Raw genomic sequence first — 15,996 nt, forward strand, 5'->3', positions numbered from 1 at the left:
TGCGCGCGATAAAAAATAACCAAAGCCCTACACCGATCACGAAGTTATAAATTAACAATTAACAGACTTTAAAACAGAACAAAAAACTTGGTTACATCACCGTTTACAAAATGTAAACCAGATAAAATAACAGCGCGGGTCGATGATTATAAAAAGATCAAATGTACAAATTTAAACCTGTGTACATTTTAACGCCCGGCACAACCTGACAAGTTGTGATTTAAATTAACAAGTTAAGTCGGTGGTTAGAAGCATGAAATCAAAGAAGAGTTTCGATGATTTGGAGTTTACTCCGCTTCATAAAAAAATAATGTTATGGGGAAGTGGGGGTCCTTTCCTCGATGGTTATGTGTTAGTGATCATAGGGTTAGCCCTACAACAACTCACACCTGCCCTAGAGCTAGATGCCCAATGGATAGGACTAGTCGGAGCCGCAACTCTGGTCGGCCTGTTTATCGGTACGGCGCTATTTGGTTATGTCGCTGATCTTTTTGGGCGCAAACTGATGTTCATGATAGATATCATTGCCATCGCCGTCCTCTCCTTCGCCACCATGTTCATCTCCTCCCCCATAGAACTGGTGATATTGCGTTTCTTGATTGGCATAGTCATAGGCGCCGACTACCCTATCGCCACCTCTATGGTCGCCGAATTTTCCCCAACGAAACAACGCGCCTTTACCATGGGCTTCATCGCAGCCATGTGGTACGTGGGCGCGACCGCCGCCAATATGGTGGGCTATCTGCTATACGATGTCACCGATGGATGGCGCTGGATGTTTGGCAGCGCTATCATCCCCTGCCTGGTTATCTTGCTCGGACGCTTCCATCTGCCGGAATCTCCCAGGTGGCTGCTGAAGAAAGGCCGTATCGAAGAGTGCAAACAGGTGATGCACCAATTTTTCGGCAAAGATATCAGCCTGAATTTTGAGACTGCAGAGCAGACTAAATACAGCAAGTTATTCGAGGCCGTTTATTTAAAACGTATCCTGTTTGTCGGCATTATCTGGACCTGCCAGGTGATCCCTATGTTCGCCATATATACCTTTGGCCCGGAGATCATCGAACTCTTGGGCTTCACCGACGGTAAAGATGCCGCCCTGGGTAATATTGTCATCAGCATCTTCTTCATGGCGGGCTGTATTCCGGCCATGTACTGGCTTAACTCCATAGGTCGTCGCCCCCTGCTCATCGGCAGCTTCGCCATCATGACAGCCGCCCTAGCGGTGCTGGGAATAGTGGATACCCCGAGTATCTGTCTGATTGTTGCCGCATTTGCCATCTACGCCTTCTTCTCCGGAGGCCCGGGGATCTTGCAATGGCTATATCCTAACGAACTGTTTCCGACAGAGATACGCGCCTCGGCGGTTGGTGCCGTGATGTCTTTCAGCCGTATAGGCACTATCGTCTCCACCTATGGCTTACCACTGTTTATGGCGACCTATGACATCTCGGCCACCCTGCTAGTTGGCGCGGCGATCTCCCTGCTTGGGCTACTGGTTTCCATCTTTATGGCGCCGGAAACCAAGGGGCTGACACTGGAGACCACCAGCTCGGTGGACTTTGAGTAGCACCATCCTAACTGGATGAATGACGAGTATTATCGGCATGAAGAATAGGACAATACAGACAGCTTAATAAATAACGCTTTCGATAGTTAATTAATCACAAATAAAACATTCAATAAATTATTACCACTCTTGCAGAGTTCAGGTAAGGAGGTTTTGCACACCTTGGAAAACACAAGATATATAAAGCGCTACATCAATAAAGATCAAAAAGTAATAAACAAATATAAAGCAACACAGTTTAAAATTTAAATTGGATATACGATGATGAATAAAACAACATTTTGCCTTTCTATTTTAGCCAGCGCCATGGCGCTCAGTAGTTTCAATACCTTAGCCGCAGAAGAAGATGGTATTAATATTCACGGCGCCGTGCGTATTAATTATGCTTATAAAGACTATAGCGAGAGTTCTAAAGACAAAGGCGGTGACTTTACCTTCGATATGGCCTCGCTAAGATTTGATGGCAAACTGGGTAATTGGGGATTGAAATCTGACTATCGTTTCACCTCTGGCACCAACTACATCAAATATGGTTACGCCTTCTATGATCTCAATCCAGAGTGGCAACTACAGATGGGTATCAACCAGGTACCTTTCGGCAACCGCGATTATATTTCAAATAGCTATTGGTTCGGCCTGCCCTACTACCTGGGCTTCGAAGACGATTATGACATTGGTGTGAAGGCGACCTTCGAACGCAACGGCTGGCATACCGACATGGCCTTCTACAAAGGCGCCGAGTACGGTCCAACCGAGAACAAGCGTTATGCGGCCGATCTCTACACAGGCACCATTAACGGTACCGAATACAACAACGAAGAGACCAATCAGATCAACCTGCGCCAGACCTATACCTTCGAACACCAGGGCGGCACCACCACGCTGGGTGCATCCTTAGAAGCCGGCCAAATCTACAATGCCAAGACGGGCAATAACGGCGATCGCTACGCCGTCGCCGCCCACCTCAACACAGTATTCGATGGCTGGAACATTCAACTGCAGGCGATGCAATATGAGTTTGATGCAGCCGATGCCGTCGATGACAACAAGATCGCCGTATCTGTGGTGAGCTGGCAGTACGAGGTAGCTTCAAAGGGGCAGATCTATAACCTGAACATAGCTAAGACCATCCCTACCGATTGGGGCAGTATCAAGTTCTACAACGATTTCGGCCTGATGACGCCGGACGTAGATGATGACACCTACGACAACAGTATGCAGAACGTACTAGGCGCCGCACTTTCTGCCGGCCCGACTTACACCCATATCGACTTCATCATGGGTAAAAACATGACCTTCTCTACCGCTAACAACGACCATGTCGGCCTGCCCGAAGTCGGCAACGATTGGGACAAGCGCATCAACATTAGCATGGCCTACTATTTCTAACCGCCAGTGTGGTCTATCGACTATCGGACGCCACCCTCATTCGATAGTCGATGACCACCTTTAGGGTCGGCTCCGAGTTCGTTTAACGCTGTACGAATAGCTTTTGGCCCAGCCTTCGCCCCGTCGAAGGCTTTTTTTCTCAGCCGATCTAGGGCATTCTCTCCCCCAACGTCCACTACCCTATTCGGCCATGGCCCGCCCCAACAAGAAAGCGCCCAGTCGCACCGTCGAAATTTTCTGTGCCCAGTGTAAGACCCGGCTGTTTAAGTATCGCAAGGGCGGTAAAGGTGCCTTGGTCAAATGCTTCAAGGAGCGCATCGTAGAAGATGATACGCACACGCCCTGCCATTGCCCAAACTGCGAGCAGTGTTTTGCCCGCGATACCTTGATTAGAGGCGTACCCGCTTTTAAGATAATTGGTGGCAAGGCAACAATGAAATAGCTAACCAATTGCAAGATAAGCTAAATTTATCATTCGGCCTACGCCACTCTCGGCGCGACTAGGCACAACTTGACGCAAATCGATTAAAGTTGGCAGTAAAAAGGGATTCAATGCATAAAAGGGATGATTGGCCCATGGGATTAACCAAGCGAGCAGCAAGGTTGTTACAGGCAAGTCCTGGGGATACTGCTGGCCTGACGGAGCAAAAGGCTCGCCTCACACGCATCCCTCATAAGCCCTCCTTGTCACTAGCCCATACACTCGCGCTTACACTCACACTTACATTTTCCCTAACACTCAGCACTAACGCCGCCTCCTGCGAACTCACCATGGGCTATCGCACCAGCGAGCGCCTGCCTTACATACATGCCGAGGCGAATAACCAGGGGCTCTATCTCGCCCTGTACCAGAAGGCGGCAGAGCGGATCGGTTGTACCCTCAAGGTACTCAGGGCTCCCAAGAAGCGGATACTCAGAGAAATGCGTCTGGGCAAGGTGGACTTTTATCCCGGCTTTGGTTTTACACAAAAGCGTAATCAGTACAGCTACTTCATTGCCAATGGCCTCTATGAGCGTTACACAGGGATCAGCCACAAAGACCTAGCACAAATCAGCTCCCTTAACGAGTTGGTCGGCACCCCCTATGTGCTACTCATCTCACCCGGGGGCTATGATCTCGATGGCATTCCTAAGGGCATAATCACCCGTCGTCCGCCGGAAATGGATGCCGCCCAGGCCTTTGAGCTGCTGATTGCCCGCAAGGGTGACTTCTTCAGCTATGATGAGACCACCTTAAGGTTCGAACTGGCCCACCATCCCCACCCCGGGCTCAAGCTTCACCCAGAATGTTGCGAGCCGATGCGCGACATGTATCTGGGATTTTCACGGGCGAGTCGCTATTTTAAGGCCTCACCCAATCCTGATTACGATCCCAGCCAAGCCGACTCCATCGCCAACAGAAGACTCTTGTTGACGCCCGGCAGTAAGGCTCACGCCCTGGCCGACGAACTGGAGAGAATGCGTGCCAGCGGCGAGACAGAAAGGATAAGAGAGAGCTTTTTCGCGCCAAGCCAAGCCACTGATGTGACTTCCGCCTCACACAGTCAATGACTTGAATGACTTGAGTGACTGAATACCGGCTTGAGCAACTGCTTAGGCAGTGCCTGCGACTTTATTGTGTCACAATCTGCGATTATGCTATGACTGGCTGCAAGCTAAGGCCAAATCCAAGCTTGGCCTGTTGCATCGATCGCTCACTAGACTAAACTGCGTCGGTGAAGGCTAATGGATAAGCGAAATGGAAAGCACAAATTGGCATGAGGAAACAAGGATGAATTCACTACTCAAGGCATGGGACGCCACCCCCGAATTACTAAAACCACTCGTCGCTCTGGCGTTGTTGGGACTCTTGTGTCTCACCGCATTTTTCTTCGGCCGGATGATCGGCCTGCTGCTCTACTAAGCGCTAACTAATCGTCAGGCTAGCATCAATCGCTAGGCTCGCTGGCGATTGTCTCGGCAAGGCAGAGATCACTGCCGGTTTTGCATGAAATCTTCGCTGAAGTCGGTCGGCCAGTACTTATAGCCTTGTACGGTCGCCTGCGCCGCCGCCCCCATCAAATTAACCTGATAGGTTTTTACGCCGTCGAGATCCACCGACTGATTGGCCGACACCTGATCGCCACTCTCCTCATATTTGGCACTGGCCTCCGCCTGGGCCTGGCCCTCATAGCCTGAGTCCTTAAATCTTTTCAGCGCATCTGGCTTCATGAAGGCCTGCACGAAGGCCACCTGCTTCCAGCCGATCCCGGCACCAACGCCGCCTGTCGCGAAGCGATAGTAGCTGTTCTTGCCGCCTTCGCTCAGTACACAGATGCCGCCCCCCGTAGATAGCGCAAACAGATAACTGTTGCTGCCGGTACAGACTACGTGGGCAACCGAGTTCACCACCGCGCGCTTAGCCCCCGGATGCTTTGCGTAGATGCTCGCTAAGGCCTCCTGTGTCTCCTGACGAGCATTGGCCTTCTTCGCCTCGGGCGTATTGCCTGTAGCGCAGCCAGCAACAAGTGTTATCCCGATAAAAGCCAAAAGTGTTTTTCTTGTCGAAATTGTAAACATACCAACTCTCTATTAACGCCTGCGTGAAATACGCAAAATAAATTTAAACAATTGAATTTTAATGAAATATTTTATTGCCGCGTAATATATCCAGGCATTAAAACAATGCAAAACAGATGGTCAACTGTGAGAGCTCAGCAGCAAATCTACCCGATGAAATAATGGATAAACCTAAAATGTATGAGTGATGCAGATAGTTTGAGTGATGAAACATCGAAGGCAATTAGCCAGAGTCGATACAAGCTAATGGATGAGCGAAAGGGAATGAACTAATCGGGATGAACTAAATGGGTGAATAAAACGAAACGAGTAGTCAGTTAAATAGCTGTCGCTAGGCCAACACTAGAGTTAGAGCTAAATCTAACGCTAGCGCTAAAGCTAAAACTGATTACTAAGAGTGGGAGTTAATCAAGCTCGCCTGCAATCGCCAGTCAGACTGGCGATTGTCTTGGACAGAAAGCCGCTACTTATCTTTCTCGATGAAGTCATCGGTAAAGTCTGTCGGCCAGTATTTATAGCCTTGCACCGTCGCCTGCGCCGCCGCCCCCATCAAATTGATCTGATAGGTTTTCACCCCATCGAGATCCGCAGATTGATTGGCCGACATCTGATCGCCACTCTCCTCATACTTGGCGCTGGCTTCGGCTTGGGCCTGGCCTTCATAACCAGAGTCCTTGAATCGCTGCAGCGCGTCTGGCTTCATGAAGGCTTGCACGAAAGCCACCTGTTTCCAGCCAATCCCCGCGCCAACGCCGCCCGTCGCGAAGCGATAGTAGCTGTTCTTGCCGCCTTCACTGAGCACGCAGATGCCACCACCCGTCGATAGCGCAAACAGATAACTGTTGCTGCCGGTACAGACCACGTGAGCAATCGAACTCGCCACGGCCGATTTGGCAGCAGGATGCTCGGCGTAGATACTCGCAAGGGCCTCCTGGGTCTCCTTACGGGCATTTTCCTTCTTCGCCTCGGGCGTATTGCCTGTGGCACAACCGGCAATGAGTGTAACCAAGATAGCCGCCATAAATGGCGTTTTCATCGACAATGTAAACATCCTTTTCCCCTCATTCATTTCAGCATTAATATTTGAAATAACACTAATTTATAGAAGTGAAAATCCAATAAATCAAATTGGTGCCGAACAAAATTTATCCAGGAATATAAGCCATATAGAGACCCTGCCGATGCGAGCGCCACCGCCATTTTGCTCACTTAGACAATGCAAAGCTTATGAGATGTTAAGACTAAGCGATGTTAAGACTAAGCGATGTTAAGACTAAGCGATGTCGAAACTAAAAAAATGTTGAGAATAAGGGAAAGCCAAGCTGTGATTGAAGCAGGCTGTTCATAAGTGCGCCATCCATAACTTAGTCAATCCAAGGCGCGACATTTTGTCTCGCCCGCCACTTAATTCAGCGATCCCTGTAGCAAGTTAACTTGCCGGCTAAAGCCGTCTATTGCCCAGGGGCTAAATCTCGGGTTTGATAGGCCAATCTATGACAAACAGGGATTTTAATCATGAAATATCAGTGGTTTCTAGGCACGCTTTTCATCGCAGGCATGAGCACTCAAGTGATCGCCCATGAGGCGCCCATCGAATTTCGCGCCGCCGGCAGCCTCAAGGCCGCCATGACAGAGGTGATTGGCGCCTATCAGGCCATGGGCTATAGCGAGGTTGCCCCTCAGTTTGCTCCATCTGGACTGCTTAGAGCGCGTATCGAATCCGGTGAGAAGGTGGATCTCTTTGCCTCGGCCAACATGAAACATCCTACTACTTTGAGCCAAGCTTCCCGCAGCGGCGATGTGGTGATGTTTGCCCGTAACAAGCTCTGCGCCCTGGCGCAGCCTGAGGTTGAACTCTCAAGCGAGACTTTGCTGACCCAGATGCTCAATAGCAAGATACGCCTTGGCACCTCGACCCCTAAGGCAGACCCCGCCGGTGACTATGCCTTTAAGGTGTTCGAGCGCGCCGAGGCCATCTCATCCGGCGCCCAGCAGCAACTGGAAGCCAAGGCACTTAAGCTAACCGGCGGCCCAGACAGTGCTAAGCCACCGAAAGGCCGTAATCCCTATGGCTGGGTGATGGAGAACAAGCGGGCGGATATATTCCTCACCTACTGCACCAATGCCGTGCTGGCACAGAAAGAGGTCAAGCCCCTCAAGATAGTGCAGCTGCCTGAAAACCTGAGCGTCGGCGCCAACTATGGCCTGACCGTCATTCAGGATGCGCAGCCCCACGCGGCGGATCTGGCACTCTTTATCCTGTCGCCACAGGGGCAAAAAATTCTGGCCAGCTACGGCTTCGACACCCCAACTCTGCCCTAGCTACTACACAGTCCTAGCAACTACTCAGTCCTAACAACTCCCCTTCCTTAGCAACTAAGTCCTTACAGCAAAAAGGGCTGGCACATGCCAGCCCTACCTTAAAAAGTGCTCTAAAATATCGACCCGTTAACGCGCTATTCCTTAAACAGATCCAAGGCCGCACGGCTCATCGCCTGCACTCCCGCCTCGATGGCGACGGGGTAATCGGGCGCAAACTTGCTGGAATGCAGCGAGGGGAGACTCGCGCCCGATACCTGACTGGCCGCATAATCTGCAGCCGGCACAGCGCCTAACCAGAACAGGGTGATAGGCTTTTTGGCGGGGGTTAAGCCATACAAGCCAAAATCTTCTCCCGCCATCACAGGCGATGCCTCAAGGACATTATCATCCCCCAGTTGCTTGGCGATGCTGCCCCTGACCTTAGCTGTCTGCTCCGGGTCATTATAGGTCGATGGAATGCTCTCCTCCTGATGCACATACACATCAGGCCACTCGGCCTCGGTCAGTCCCGCACTAATGGCGATCCCCTTAGTGAGTCGCTCGATGGCGGCGATCTGCTGCTCGCGCACCTTAGGATCGTATGAGCGCAGCGTCAGCTGTAGCTTCACCTCATTACCTATGATGTTATGTTTCGAGCCGCCGTGAATGGAGCCCACGGTGATCACATTGGGCGATAATGGCGAGACCTCCCGACTGACAATAGTCTGTAAAGCAAGCACTATGCGCGCCGCCAAGACCACAGGGTCGACCGTAGTATGAGGATAGGCGCCATGACCGCCGCGCCCCTTCACGCTGATATCCACCGAATCCACGTTCGCCAGGGCATAGCCCGGGGCGATGGCCACCTTACCCGCAGGTACCGAGGTGCTGACATGCAGCCCAAGAATATGATCGGGTGTCGGGAACTGGCTAAACAGCCCCTGTTTAAGCATCGCCTTGGCACCGCCCCCCACCTCTTCGGCGGGCTGAGCCACCAGCATCAAGGTGCCCTGCCACTTATCTTTTTGCTTTATCAACTGCTGCGCCGTGCCCACCAGATTGGTCATGTGCACATCATGGCCACAGGCGTGCATCACCCCCACCTGATTGCCCTGGGCATCAAGAGTAGTGACCTTAGAGGCGTAGGCTTTGCCCGTCTCCTCGACAATCGGCAATGCATCGGTATCGGCGCGGATCATCACAGTGGGACCCTTACCGTTACGGTAGATGCCAACCACGCCATGACCACCAAAATCCCGGGTCACCTCTATGCCTAAGGCCTCAAACTCGGCCGCCATTCTCGCGCCACTCTGTTGCTCATGATAAGAAAGTTCGGGAGCTTGGTGCAGCTCGAGATAGAGACTAGAGAGCGCCGGCATGGCTTGCTTGACCGACTGCGCCAGCGCCTCGTCTTGGGCCCAGAGGCTTTGGCTGGTGCCGAGGGCAACCAGGGCGCCCGCTAAACAGGATTGATGAATGATCTGGCGTAACATGCTTGACTCCATTGCCTAAAATTTTTCCACTAGGTGCTCAGCATAGCGACTCTTAGGGCGGAAACCAATCTAGCCATTATTCTATATCCCATGCACCATCGGCGAGACAAAAGAGAGTTTTGCCTCTCCCTTGCCATTTGCCCGGCAAATCGGTAGTTTCATATGCCTGTACCCGGACACGCATACGTCCAGCTAGTCACAAGAATAATGAAAGGACTTTTTGATGGGGAATATTCTTTGGGTCGCCTCCTATCCCAAATCGGGCAACACCTGGGTTCGCGCCTTCCTTGAAAACTATATCCAGAACGCCGAGCAAGGGGTCGACATCAACACCATGCACAAGATCTCGACCGCCGAGTCGGCAGCGCACCGCTTTCAAGCGCGCCTGCAAGATGGCCGTAAGACGACAGACCTCAGTCTGGATGAGATCTGCGCCCTCAGGCCCGCGGTACAAGCCGACATCGCCATGCAGGCTCACGGCACCACCTTCGTGAAGACCCATAACTATCTGGGCACCTATAAAGAATATCCGCTGCATAACTCTTCGGTGACCTCGGGCTCCATCTACATAGTGCGAAACCCCTTAGACGTCACCGTCTCTATGGCCAACTACTTCGGTTACAGCATAGATGAGACCATCGCCTACATGGCAGAAGAGATGACAGGCACCCCCAACGAGCCCGAAAACGTGCCACAGGTGATCACCTCATGGTCAATGCATGTCTCCAGCTGGACTCAAAACCCAGAAGAGGCCAAGCTGGTACTGCGCTACGAAGATATCTTAGATGACCCTAAGAAGGTGTTTCGCAAGATAGAATCTTTCCTCGGCCTGAAGAAAGACCCCAATCGCCTCAAGAACGCCATCAAGCACTCCTCCTTCGCCCAGCTTAAGGCCCAGGAAAGCAAACGCGGCTTTGTGGAGAAACATGAAAATGCCAAGTCTTTCTTCCGCCAAGGCAGCAAGAACCAGTGGCGTCAGGTACTGAGCGACGAGCAGGTGGCAAAAATCGTTGAGCACCACGGCGAGCAGATGGCGAGATTCAAATATCTGCCGGGTAAATTACGCTAGGATTTATCCACAAAAAAACGCAGCATGGGCTGCGTTTTTTATTACCTATCTAGCTGATAACAGGGCCAGTTATAAACGATAGCTGAGGCTCAGCTTAGCGTTGCGTTCGGCGCCAGGCATACCGCCGAGGAACATGGCTTTCTCGTAATAGTCCTCATCCAGCAGGTTATTCACATTCAGCTGCACTGTCCAACTGTCTGCCTGATAACTCAACGCAGCATCCATCACGGTATAACTGGGCACATAACCATCTGGGATCCCAAACGATGCGGAGTGGGTGCTGCGCTCATCTACATATTTTGCGCCCAGGCTAACACTGAGCGGACTCGGCAACTTAAACCAGTCGGCATCATAGGTCACCCAGGTACTAGCCGTCACGTAAGGCACACCTTTCTGACGGGTATCGAAGCTAGTGCTGTTGGGATCTTGCTTATCTCTGGCGTCCTGATAGACACCATTGACATTTATCGCCCAGCGCTCGCCAAGGTGAGCATTGAGATCCAGCTCAACCCCTTTGGTCTCTTCCTTGCCGTCATAGAAATATTGCGCCACATCTGGGCCCGATACCCCCGCCTCATAGTCCTTGTTGTTGTATTGCAAGTTCGTTCGTGAACTTTCAAACACCACAATCGAGGCCAGCATCTGATCATCAAAGGCTTTAAAACGTACCCCTATGTCGTTGCTGATAGACTCCGAGTCTTCTCTATCGGCACCATCGCCCTTTAGGCTGCCCAGCACGCTATAGGCGGTGCGACCCTTGGCGTGATTGATAAAGAACGACAGATCATCAGTTGGCATGTAGGTAATGCCCAAGTTATAGGTCATCCCATCATCTGAGGTATCGGCTTCCGGCGTAGGCTGTGCGAGACTGGCGCTGTAGCGCGCATCGACGCCATAATGCTCGTAACGCTGAGAGATGTCATTGAAGGCGACGCCAATTCGCGTCGTAATACCAAAATCAAAGTAGCCCACATGTTGCAGGCCCACGCCCCATGCCTGCACCTTCTTGTTATAGTTGCTGGTCATCAGAGGGTCATAATCTTCGAACTGTCCCTCCGCCCAATTAGGCGAGCGAATATCGAAAATATAGGGCAGCTGGCCCTGATAGATCACCTCACCGGCCTTATTTTTGATCACCTTGTCCGCGTCATAGATGGAGTATTGCTTGAAGCGAATATTGCGATCTTCAAAATTGGCGTTAACTAACAGCTCGTTATCTATTCCCGCGACGCTAAAGTCATAACGCAGATCGGCAAAATACTGCCACGAAGTCTCGTCGGCTTGAACCTGACGATACTCCTGGCGACGTGCGGCGAAGGGATACAGTCGATCATCAACTACCAGAGGCGCTCGGGGATCTCTGTTGATCACCCCGTTGCGGTTCCAATAAACATAATTATAGGCACCTGTCTGACGGGCAAATCCCGACTGATAATCGCGATATTGCAACTGCTGATTAAGAAAGAGATTGTCAGCGAAAAAGATATTATGGGTCAGCTTAAACCTTAGCTCTTCACCCTCATTGTCTTTCGCCATAGGAGAAATAATTCCCGCCTCACCGAAAGCATAAGGGGTCAGGCCATCGCCGGCAGATAGCGAGTCAGCCAGTTGCTGGCGCTGTTCATCGCTCAGCTGTAATTCCGCGCTAGAAGCATCGTTGACCAGATCCTGCCAGCTAACCTCACCCGCTGGCTTACCCCCAACCGACGCGGCATTGTAAATACGAATAGGATGTCCGATAGAGTCTACCGCTATCGCATCTTTGATGTAGGCGGCGCTGAGCATGATATCTTGCTGATCGCTCAGTAGATATTTTAATGAAGCGTAAGCCTCATCCCTATCGGTACCTATGTCTCGATACCCCTCGCTTCTGGCATGCTTTGCCACCAAACGATAGGCCGCCTTATCAGTCAATGCCGCCGTGCTGTCTAGCCCCAGTGAATAGCTGTCCCACTGACCAACTTCGGCAGTGAATTGATGGCTGGCATTAAACTGAGGCTTCTTCTCAATAAGGTTGATCACGCCGCCGGCGCTGCCCATACCATAGAGGCCGGTTGCAGGGCCTTTTAACACTTCAACCGACTCGACATTAGTCAATGATCGTGTCGGATTAAAGGTGTTCCCGAGACCGGCGCCACCATACATGCCATCATAGGTGTAGTTCGCCCCCAGGCCACGAATAACGATATTGTCGCCTATGCCATAGTTGTTGCCCGCCTGGGTCACACCACTGATGTTACGCAGCAGCTCCTGCAGCTCTGTTGCCCCCTGGGTCGTGATCAACTCCTCATCGACCACCACCACGGCCGCTGGTGTCTCCATGAGTGACATATCAGATTTAGTCGCCAGACCTGAATTCATCACGACCTTGTTTTGCCGGCCATATACGGTAATGCGTTCGACCTCTGTCGAAGCTTGTTGCTCGATACTGGTATTGTGTTGCTCTGCCGATACCGATAAGGATACGGCACATCCTAGCGCGACTGCTGATAAGCGCATCTGTTTCATTTGTTAAGAATTCCCCTAAAAATTGCACGCAAATGATAACGATTATCAATAAGCTTTCAATATGGAGAAGCCAAGGGGAGAGAGAAGCAGAAGCTTTGTAATTGTTTAAGAAGGAGTTATTGTAGATTTTTTACATTGTAAATACGCCTTAGATGACGTTTTACAAACTTAAAGCGCAAAAAATGCAGCCCTGGGGCTGCATCTTATTTATCGACATTCACTATCTAAAATTGGACCTGAGTCTAAAAATGGAGGTGAGTCTAAAGTTGGGCTAACGCCTAACGTTAATCTAGCGCCTAAAACTGATAGTGCACGCCTAGATAGACATTGCCCCAGTCGCTTTCCACCTGCTCATCGAGCCCGGTCGCATCGAGATCGGTATAGAGCATCTCATAGGCGATACGCACGTTAATGCCATTGTCGAAAGCCATATTAAAGCCAGTGCCCCACAGCCAGCCGTTGCCGTCGTAGTCCAGATCGGCTTCGACCTTAGTAGCCGCCATCCCCGCCTTGATGAACATAGAGTAAGTATTATTGAAATAGTGGTGGAACTTGGCCGCGATAGACAGCTGATTGGCCTTCACATCCCCCACATCGACAAAGTTGTCGGTGCGAACATAGGTGCTCTCGACGGCGAAGTTTTTACTGAAATAGTAACCGCCATAGAGACCATAACTGATGGCCGACTCGTCAAATTCTCCCGCCTCTAGCGTAGAATGACCCGCCATGGCCCCCAGGTAATACCCCTTAATATCGGCAACCGCCATCGCAGATCCCGATGCGATAAGACTCGCCAAACACAGTGCCAGCATAGATGCGCGCTTCATGCTTCCCCCGGAAACGAAACATTTACAAGTAGCCAACATACTAGACCAAAAATCGCATTAAATTAAGTCTTTAATTGCCACTTTGATAAAAAACCAACCAAGCTTTGTCTGCCCGGCAAATAGGTAGAATCCAGGGCATAAAAAATGCAGCCTGGGCTGCATTTTTCTCACAACGACGTCTAAAACCAGTTAACTGATGGCATTGGCTTAGGCAATTAATCTTCTAACGCCTTTGTTTGCCGTAGTTAGTGCTTCTCATCCTCGGCGGGACCGCTGAGGGGCTTGTTACCCGATATCATCGCCGACACTAGGCCAGGCTGATGTTTAATCTCGGCTACTATCACCCCGGCCACATGCAGCACTATCATCAGGATCAGCAGATACACGCTATACACATGCACCTCGCCGGCCAGCGACTTATAGGGCTTTAATACCGCTACCTTCTGCGCATCGACGCCGGTGTCGTCATAGGGCTTGATGCTGGCACCATCGACGCCAGGCTGGGCGATATAGTCGCTAACCGGACCGCCAAAGGGAGGGTAATAGATATCGGTTCCGGCGCGCACCAGGCCAGTCACCATTATGGTCACCAACAGCAGCATCATGGCAAAGATGGCCAGACGCCCCATGGGGTTATGATGCAGATATTGAGGCGACTCCCCCTTGGCCAGCTTGGCCTTGTAGCGAGACAGCCCCTTGAAATCCGGGAGAAACTGACTCAGGCGGGCACTATGACTGCCGATGACACCCCAGATCAGCCTGACACTCAGGTTAATGGCAAACAGGTAACCGACCCAGACATGCAGTTTCTTCAAGCCAATCTTGGCTTCCAGGCCGCTGATGCCGATATCACCCTTAAATAACATCACCATGCCAATGAAGATCAGCACCATGACTAAGCCAAGGTTTATCCAGTGAAACAACCGTGTGGGCTTGTCCCACACCTTGTAAACCTTCACCTCTTGACTAACTCCTTCATAACTAACTCCTTCATGACTGACGGCCCCTTGATTGGCAGCTACTTGATTAATCGCCTCTTTTGGCATCGTCTCCCCCATTTCAGACGTTTATCCAGTGGCTAATAATATACGCCTGTTGGGGGCAAAATTTTGTGAAATATGCTTCATGGCAAGGCAACTTAACCTTAATTCTTTTATGGTTAATTAATCTTGCTACGAAGGAAGATCTCGATAACTTTGTTAACCCTGCTGGCGGCGTCTGATAAGGCTCAACCAGCCCAACCCCAGTAGCCCGAACAGCCAGCCCACAGAGAGGCTACCGCCACTCACCTCGACTTCGGTGACAACCTCTTCGACCACATACCGGTCACGATCGGCGCTCTCCAGCGGCAGACCATAGAGATCATCCAGATCATCGCTGCTGATGGTGGCGACGATATCGCTGTAACCCACCTCATAGAGATCGATCAACACATCATAGTGGTCCGTCGGATAACCAGTATGTAGCGTGGTGAGCACCTCAAAATCATCGTCGCTGGCATCGTCCACTATGGTGAACACATCTGTGGTGTGGTACAGCTCCCAGGGGCCACCATTCCGGCTCAGATAAAGGTCGGCATAGACGTTGGCATGCTCACCCAGATAATAACTGTGGACGTCGGCATCGAAGGTCACGCTGAAGGTGCGATAGAAGCCGTCATAATCGATATCTTCAAACAGGCGGCTGCTGGCCTCATAGATAGCAAATTCGTGGTAGATCCCCGCCTCGAGGCGCTGAGCGGAGGACTTGAGCACCTTAATCCCAGCATCAGATGAGCTAAGTGCCAGCCCCTGACGCTCGGCAATCACCTGCTCACGCGTCTTACGCGGGGCAAGTTCCACCTTCTGCTGTTTAAGCTGGTCGGCGCTCGCCTGCTGCGTGCTGGTCATGGCCTGCCCGGCGCGGCTAAAACCTTGGGCCAGCGTCTGTTCATCCTGCACTACGCTGGTCGATGCCGAGCCGACTAGAGCTGTATTTTCTCCGAGATTGTCTGCCGCCATGGCTGCGCCGCTACCCAGCATGGTCAACAAGGCGGTGGCCTTGATGGCGCTATACAGCTTACCCAGAGCAGAGGGGGCCTTAATTGAGGGCGTCATAGTTGAGAGCGTCTTAGTTAATGGCGTATTAGTTGCCAGCTGCTGGCTCGTTTTCATCGTGAGTCTGTTCATAATCAATCTCCATAGAATGGACTGCGTCTTGCTTAAGGCCATTAGATGCGATCGAAAATGAACGTAAGCTGAACATTAAAAATCAGCCTATTCAACAAGATGGCGAAAAATT

14 protein-coding genes are annotated in these 15,996 nt (G+C 51.2%); 7 read left to right on the top strand and 7 right to left on the bottom strand.

The annotated features are described in order from the left end of the window. Positions 1-310: 310 nt before the first annotated feature. The 5 genes from K0H80_RS13690 (at position 311) to K0H80_RS19765 (ending at position 4,862) form a co-directional block, all read left to right on the top strand. Positions 311-1,570: an MFS transporter gene (locus tag K0H80_RS13690; protein ID WP_258406097.1), complete on the top strand. Its 1,260-nt coding sequence runs from the start codon at positions 311-313 to the stop codon at positions 1,568-1,570. A 261-nt stretch (positions 1,571-1,831) separates the two neighbouring features. Beyond that, positions 1,832-2,959: a hypothetical protein gene (locus K0H80_RS13695; RefSeq protein WP_220071938.1), complete on the top strand. Its 1,128-nt coding sequence runs from the start codon at positions 1,832-1,834 to the stop codon at positions 2,957-2,959. 190 nt (positions 2,960-3,149) lie between these two features. Then, the gene (locus tag K0H80_RS19760; protein ID WP_011866480.1) at positions 3,150-3,401 is read left to right on the top strand and encodes a hypothetical protein; all 252 of its coding nucleotides are present in this window, start codon (positions 3,150-3,152) and stop codon (positions 3,399-3,401) included. A 134-nt stretch (positions 3,402-3,535) separates the two neighbouring features. Continuing rightward, positions 3,536-4,510 (top strand): substrate-binding periplasmic protein, encoded by a 975-nt coding sequence (locus tag K0H80_RS13700; protein ID WP_220042976.1) that lies wholly within the window; start codon positions 3,536-3,538, stop codon positions 4,508-4,510. A gap of 220 nt (positions 4,511-4,730) precedes the next feature. Continuing rightward, entirely contained in the window at positions 4,731-4,862 is a 132-nt protein-coding gene (locus tag K0H80_RS19765) for a hypothetical protein (protein WP_258406098.1), read from the top strand. A 68-nt stretch (positions 4,863-4,930) separates the two neighbouring features. On the opposite strand, the gene K0H80_RS13705 is transcribed toward K0H80_RS19765, so the two are convergent. After that, a complete protein-coding gene (locus K0H80_RS13705; protein WP_220071939.1) occupies positions 4,931-5,518 on the bottom strand; it encodes a lipid-binding SYLF domain-containing protein in 588 nt (195 codons plus the stop codon). Between the two features lie 463 nt (positions 5,519-5,981). Further along, positions 5,982-6,569 carry a lipid-binding SYLF domain-containing protein gene (locus K0H80_RS13710; protein ID WP_011866483.1) on the bottom strand — a complete coding sequence of 196 codons (588 nt, stop codon included), beginning with the start codon at positions 6,567-6,569 and terminating at the stop codon, positions 5,982-5,984. A 464-nt stretch (positions 6,570-7,033) separates the two neighbouring features. On the opposite strand from K0H80_RS13710, the gene K0H80_RS13715 reads away from it, so the two are divergent. After that, the gene (locus K0H80_RS13715) at positions 7,034-7,840 is read left to right on the top strand and encodes a molybdate ABC transporter substrate-binding protein (protein ID WP_220071940.1); all 807 of its coding nucleotides are present in this window, start codon (positions 7,034-7,036) and stop codon (positions 7,838-7,840) included. Positions 7,841-7,974: 134 nt separating this feature from the next. On the opposite strand, the gene K0H80_RS13720 is transcribed toward K0H80_RS13715, so the two are convergent. After that, complete coding sequence (locus K0H80_RS13720; protein ID WP_220071941.1) at positions 7,975-9,312, bottom strand: M20 metallopeptidase family protein; 1,338 nt, start codon at positions 9,310-9,312, stop codon at positions 7,975-7,977. Positions 9,313-9,535: 223 nt separating this feature from the next. On the opposite strand from K0H80_RS13720, the gene K0H80_RS13725 reads away from it, so the two are divergent. Next, positions 9,536-10,381 carry a sulfotransferase domain-containing protein gene (locus K0H80_RS13725; protein WP_011866486.1) on the top strand — a complete coding sequence of 282 codons (846 nt, stop codon included), beginning with the start codon at positions 9,536-9,538 and terminating at the stop codon, positions 10,379-10,381. Between the two features lie 69 nt (positions 10,382-10,450). Here the strand turns inward: K0H80_RS13725 and K0H80_RS13730 are convergent, their stop codons facing one another. The 4 genes from K0H80_RS13730 to K0H80_RS13745 form a co-directional block, all read right to left on the bottom strand. Beyond that, on the bottom strand, positions 10,451-12,889 hold the full coding sequence (locus K0H80_RS13730; protein ID WP_220071942.1) for a TonB-dependent receptor: 2,439 nt from the start codon (positions 12,887-12,889) through the stop codon (positions 10,451-10,453). 296 nt (positions 12,890-13,185) lie between these two features. Further along, the gene (locus K0H80_RS13735; protein ID WP_011866488.1) at positions 13,186-13,716 is read right to left on the bottom strand and encodes an outer membrane beta-barrel protein; all 531 of its coding nucleotides are present in this window, start codon (positions 13,714-13,716) and stop codon (positions 13,186-13,188) included. A 245-nt stretch (positions 13,717-13,961) separates the two neighbouring features. After that, positions 13,962-14,762 carry a cytochrome b/b6 domain-containing protein gene (locus K0H80_RS13740; protein ID WP_258406099.1) on the bottom strand — a complete coding sequence of 267 codons (801 nt, stop codon included), beginning with the start codon at positions 14,760-14,762 and terminating at the stop codon, positions 13,962-13,964. Positions 14,763-14,915: 153 nt separating this feature from the next. Further along, positions 14,916-15,884 carry a choice-of-anchor H family protein gene (locus tag K0H80_RS13745; protein ID WP_258406100.1) on the bottom strand — a complete coding sequence of 323 codons (969 nt, stop codon included), beginning with the start codon at positions 15,882-15,884 and terminating at the stop codon, positions 14,916-14,918. Between the last annotated feature and the right edge of the window lie 112 nt (positions 15,885-15,996).

The sequence above is a fragment of the Shewanella aegiceratis genome (assembly GCF_019457495.1).
GTDB classification, from domain to species: Bacteria; Pseudomonadota; Gammaproteobacteria; order Enterobacterales; family Shewanellaceae; genus Shewanella; species Shewanella loihica.

What these genes read in the sequence shown, in the direction of transcription:
- K0H80_RS13690 (WP_258406097.1), top strand. Translation starts at nt 311, where the DNA reads ATGTTATGGGGAAGTGGGGGTCCTTTCCTCGATGGTTATGTGTTAGTG.
- K0H80_RS13695 (WP_220071938.1), top strand. Translation starts at nt 1,832, where the DNA reads ATGATGAATAAAACAACATTTTGCCTTTCTATTTTAGCCAGCGCCATG.
- K0H80_RS19760 (WP_011866480.1), top strand. Translation starts at nt 3,150, where the DNA reads ATGGCCCGCCCCAACAAGAAAGCGCCCAGTCGCACCGTCGAAATTTTC.
- K0H80_RS13700 (WP_220042976.1), top strand. Translation starts at nt 3,536, where the DNA reads ATGGGATTAACCAAGCGAGCAGCAAGGTTGTTACAGGCAAGTCCTGGG.
- K0H80_RS19765 (WP_258406098.1), top strand. Translation starts at nt 4,731, where the DNA reads ATGAATTCACTACTCAAGGCATGGGACGCCACCCCCGAATTACTAAAA.
- K0H80_RS13705 (WP_220071939.1), bottom strand. Translation starts at nt 5,518, where the DNA reads ATGTTTACAATTTCGACAAGAAAAACACTTTTGGCTTTTATCGGGATA.
- K0H80_RS13710 (WP_011866483.1), bottom strand. Translation starts at nt 6,569, where the DNA reads ATGTTTACATTGTCGATGAAAACGCCATTTATGGCGGCTATCTTGGTT.
- K0H80_RS13715 (WP_220071940.1), top strand. Translation starts at nt 7,034, where the DNA reads ATGAAATATCAGTGGTTTCTAGGCACGCTTTTCATCGCAGGCATGAGC.
- K0H80_RS13720 (WP_220071941.1), bottom strand. Translation starts at nt 9,312, where the DNA reads ATGTTACGCCAGATCATTCATCAATCCTGTTTAGCGGGCGCCCTGGTT.
- K0H80_RS13725 (WP_011866486.1), top strand. Translation starts at nt 9,536, where the DNA reads ATGGGGAATATTCTTTGGGTCGCCTCCTATCCCAAATCGGGCAACACC.
- K0H80_RS13730 (WP_220071942.1), bottom strand. Translation starts at nt 12,889, where the DNA reads ATGAAACAGATGCGCTTATCAGCAGTCGCGCTAGGATGTGCCGTATCC.
- K0H80_RS13735 (WP_011866488.1), bottom strand. Translation starts at nt 13,716, where the DNA reads ATGAAGCGCGCATCTATGCTGGCACTGTGTTTGGCGAGTCTTATCGCA.
- K0H80_RS13740 (WP_258406099.1), bottom strand. Translation starts at nt 14,762, where the DNA reads ATGCCAAAAGAGGCGATTAATCAAGTAGCTGCCAATCAAGGGGCCGTC.
- K0H80_RS13745 (WP_258406100.1), bottom strand. Translation starts at nt 15,884, where the DNA reads ATGAACAGACTCACGATGAAAACGAGCCAGCAGCTGGCAACTAATACG.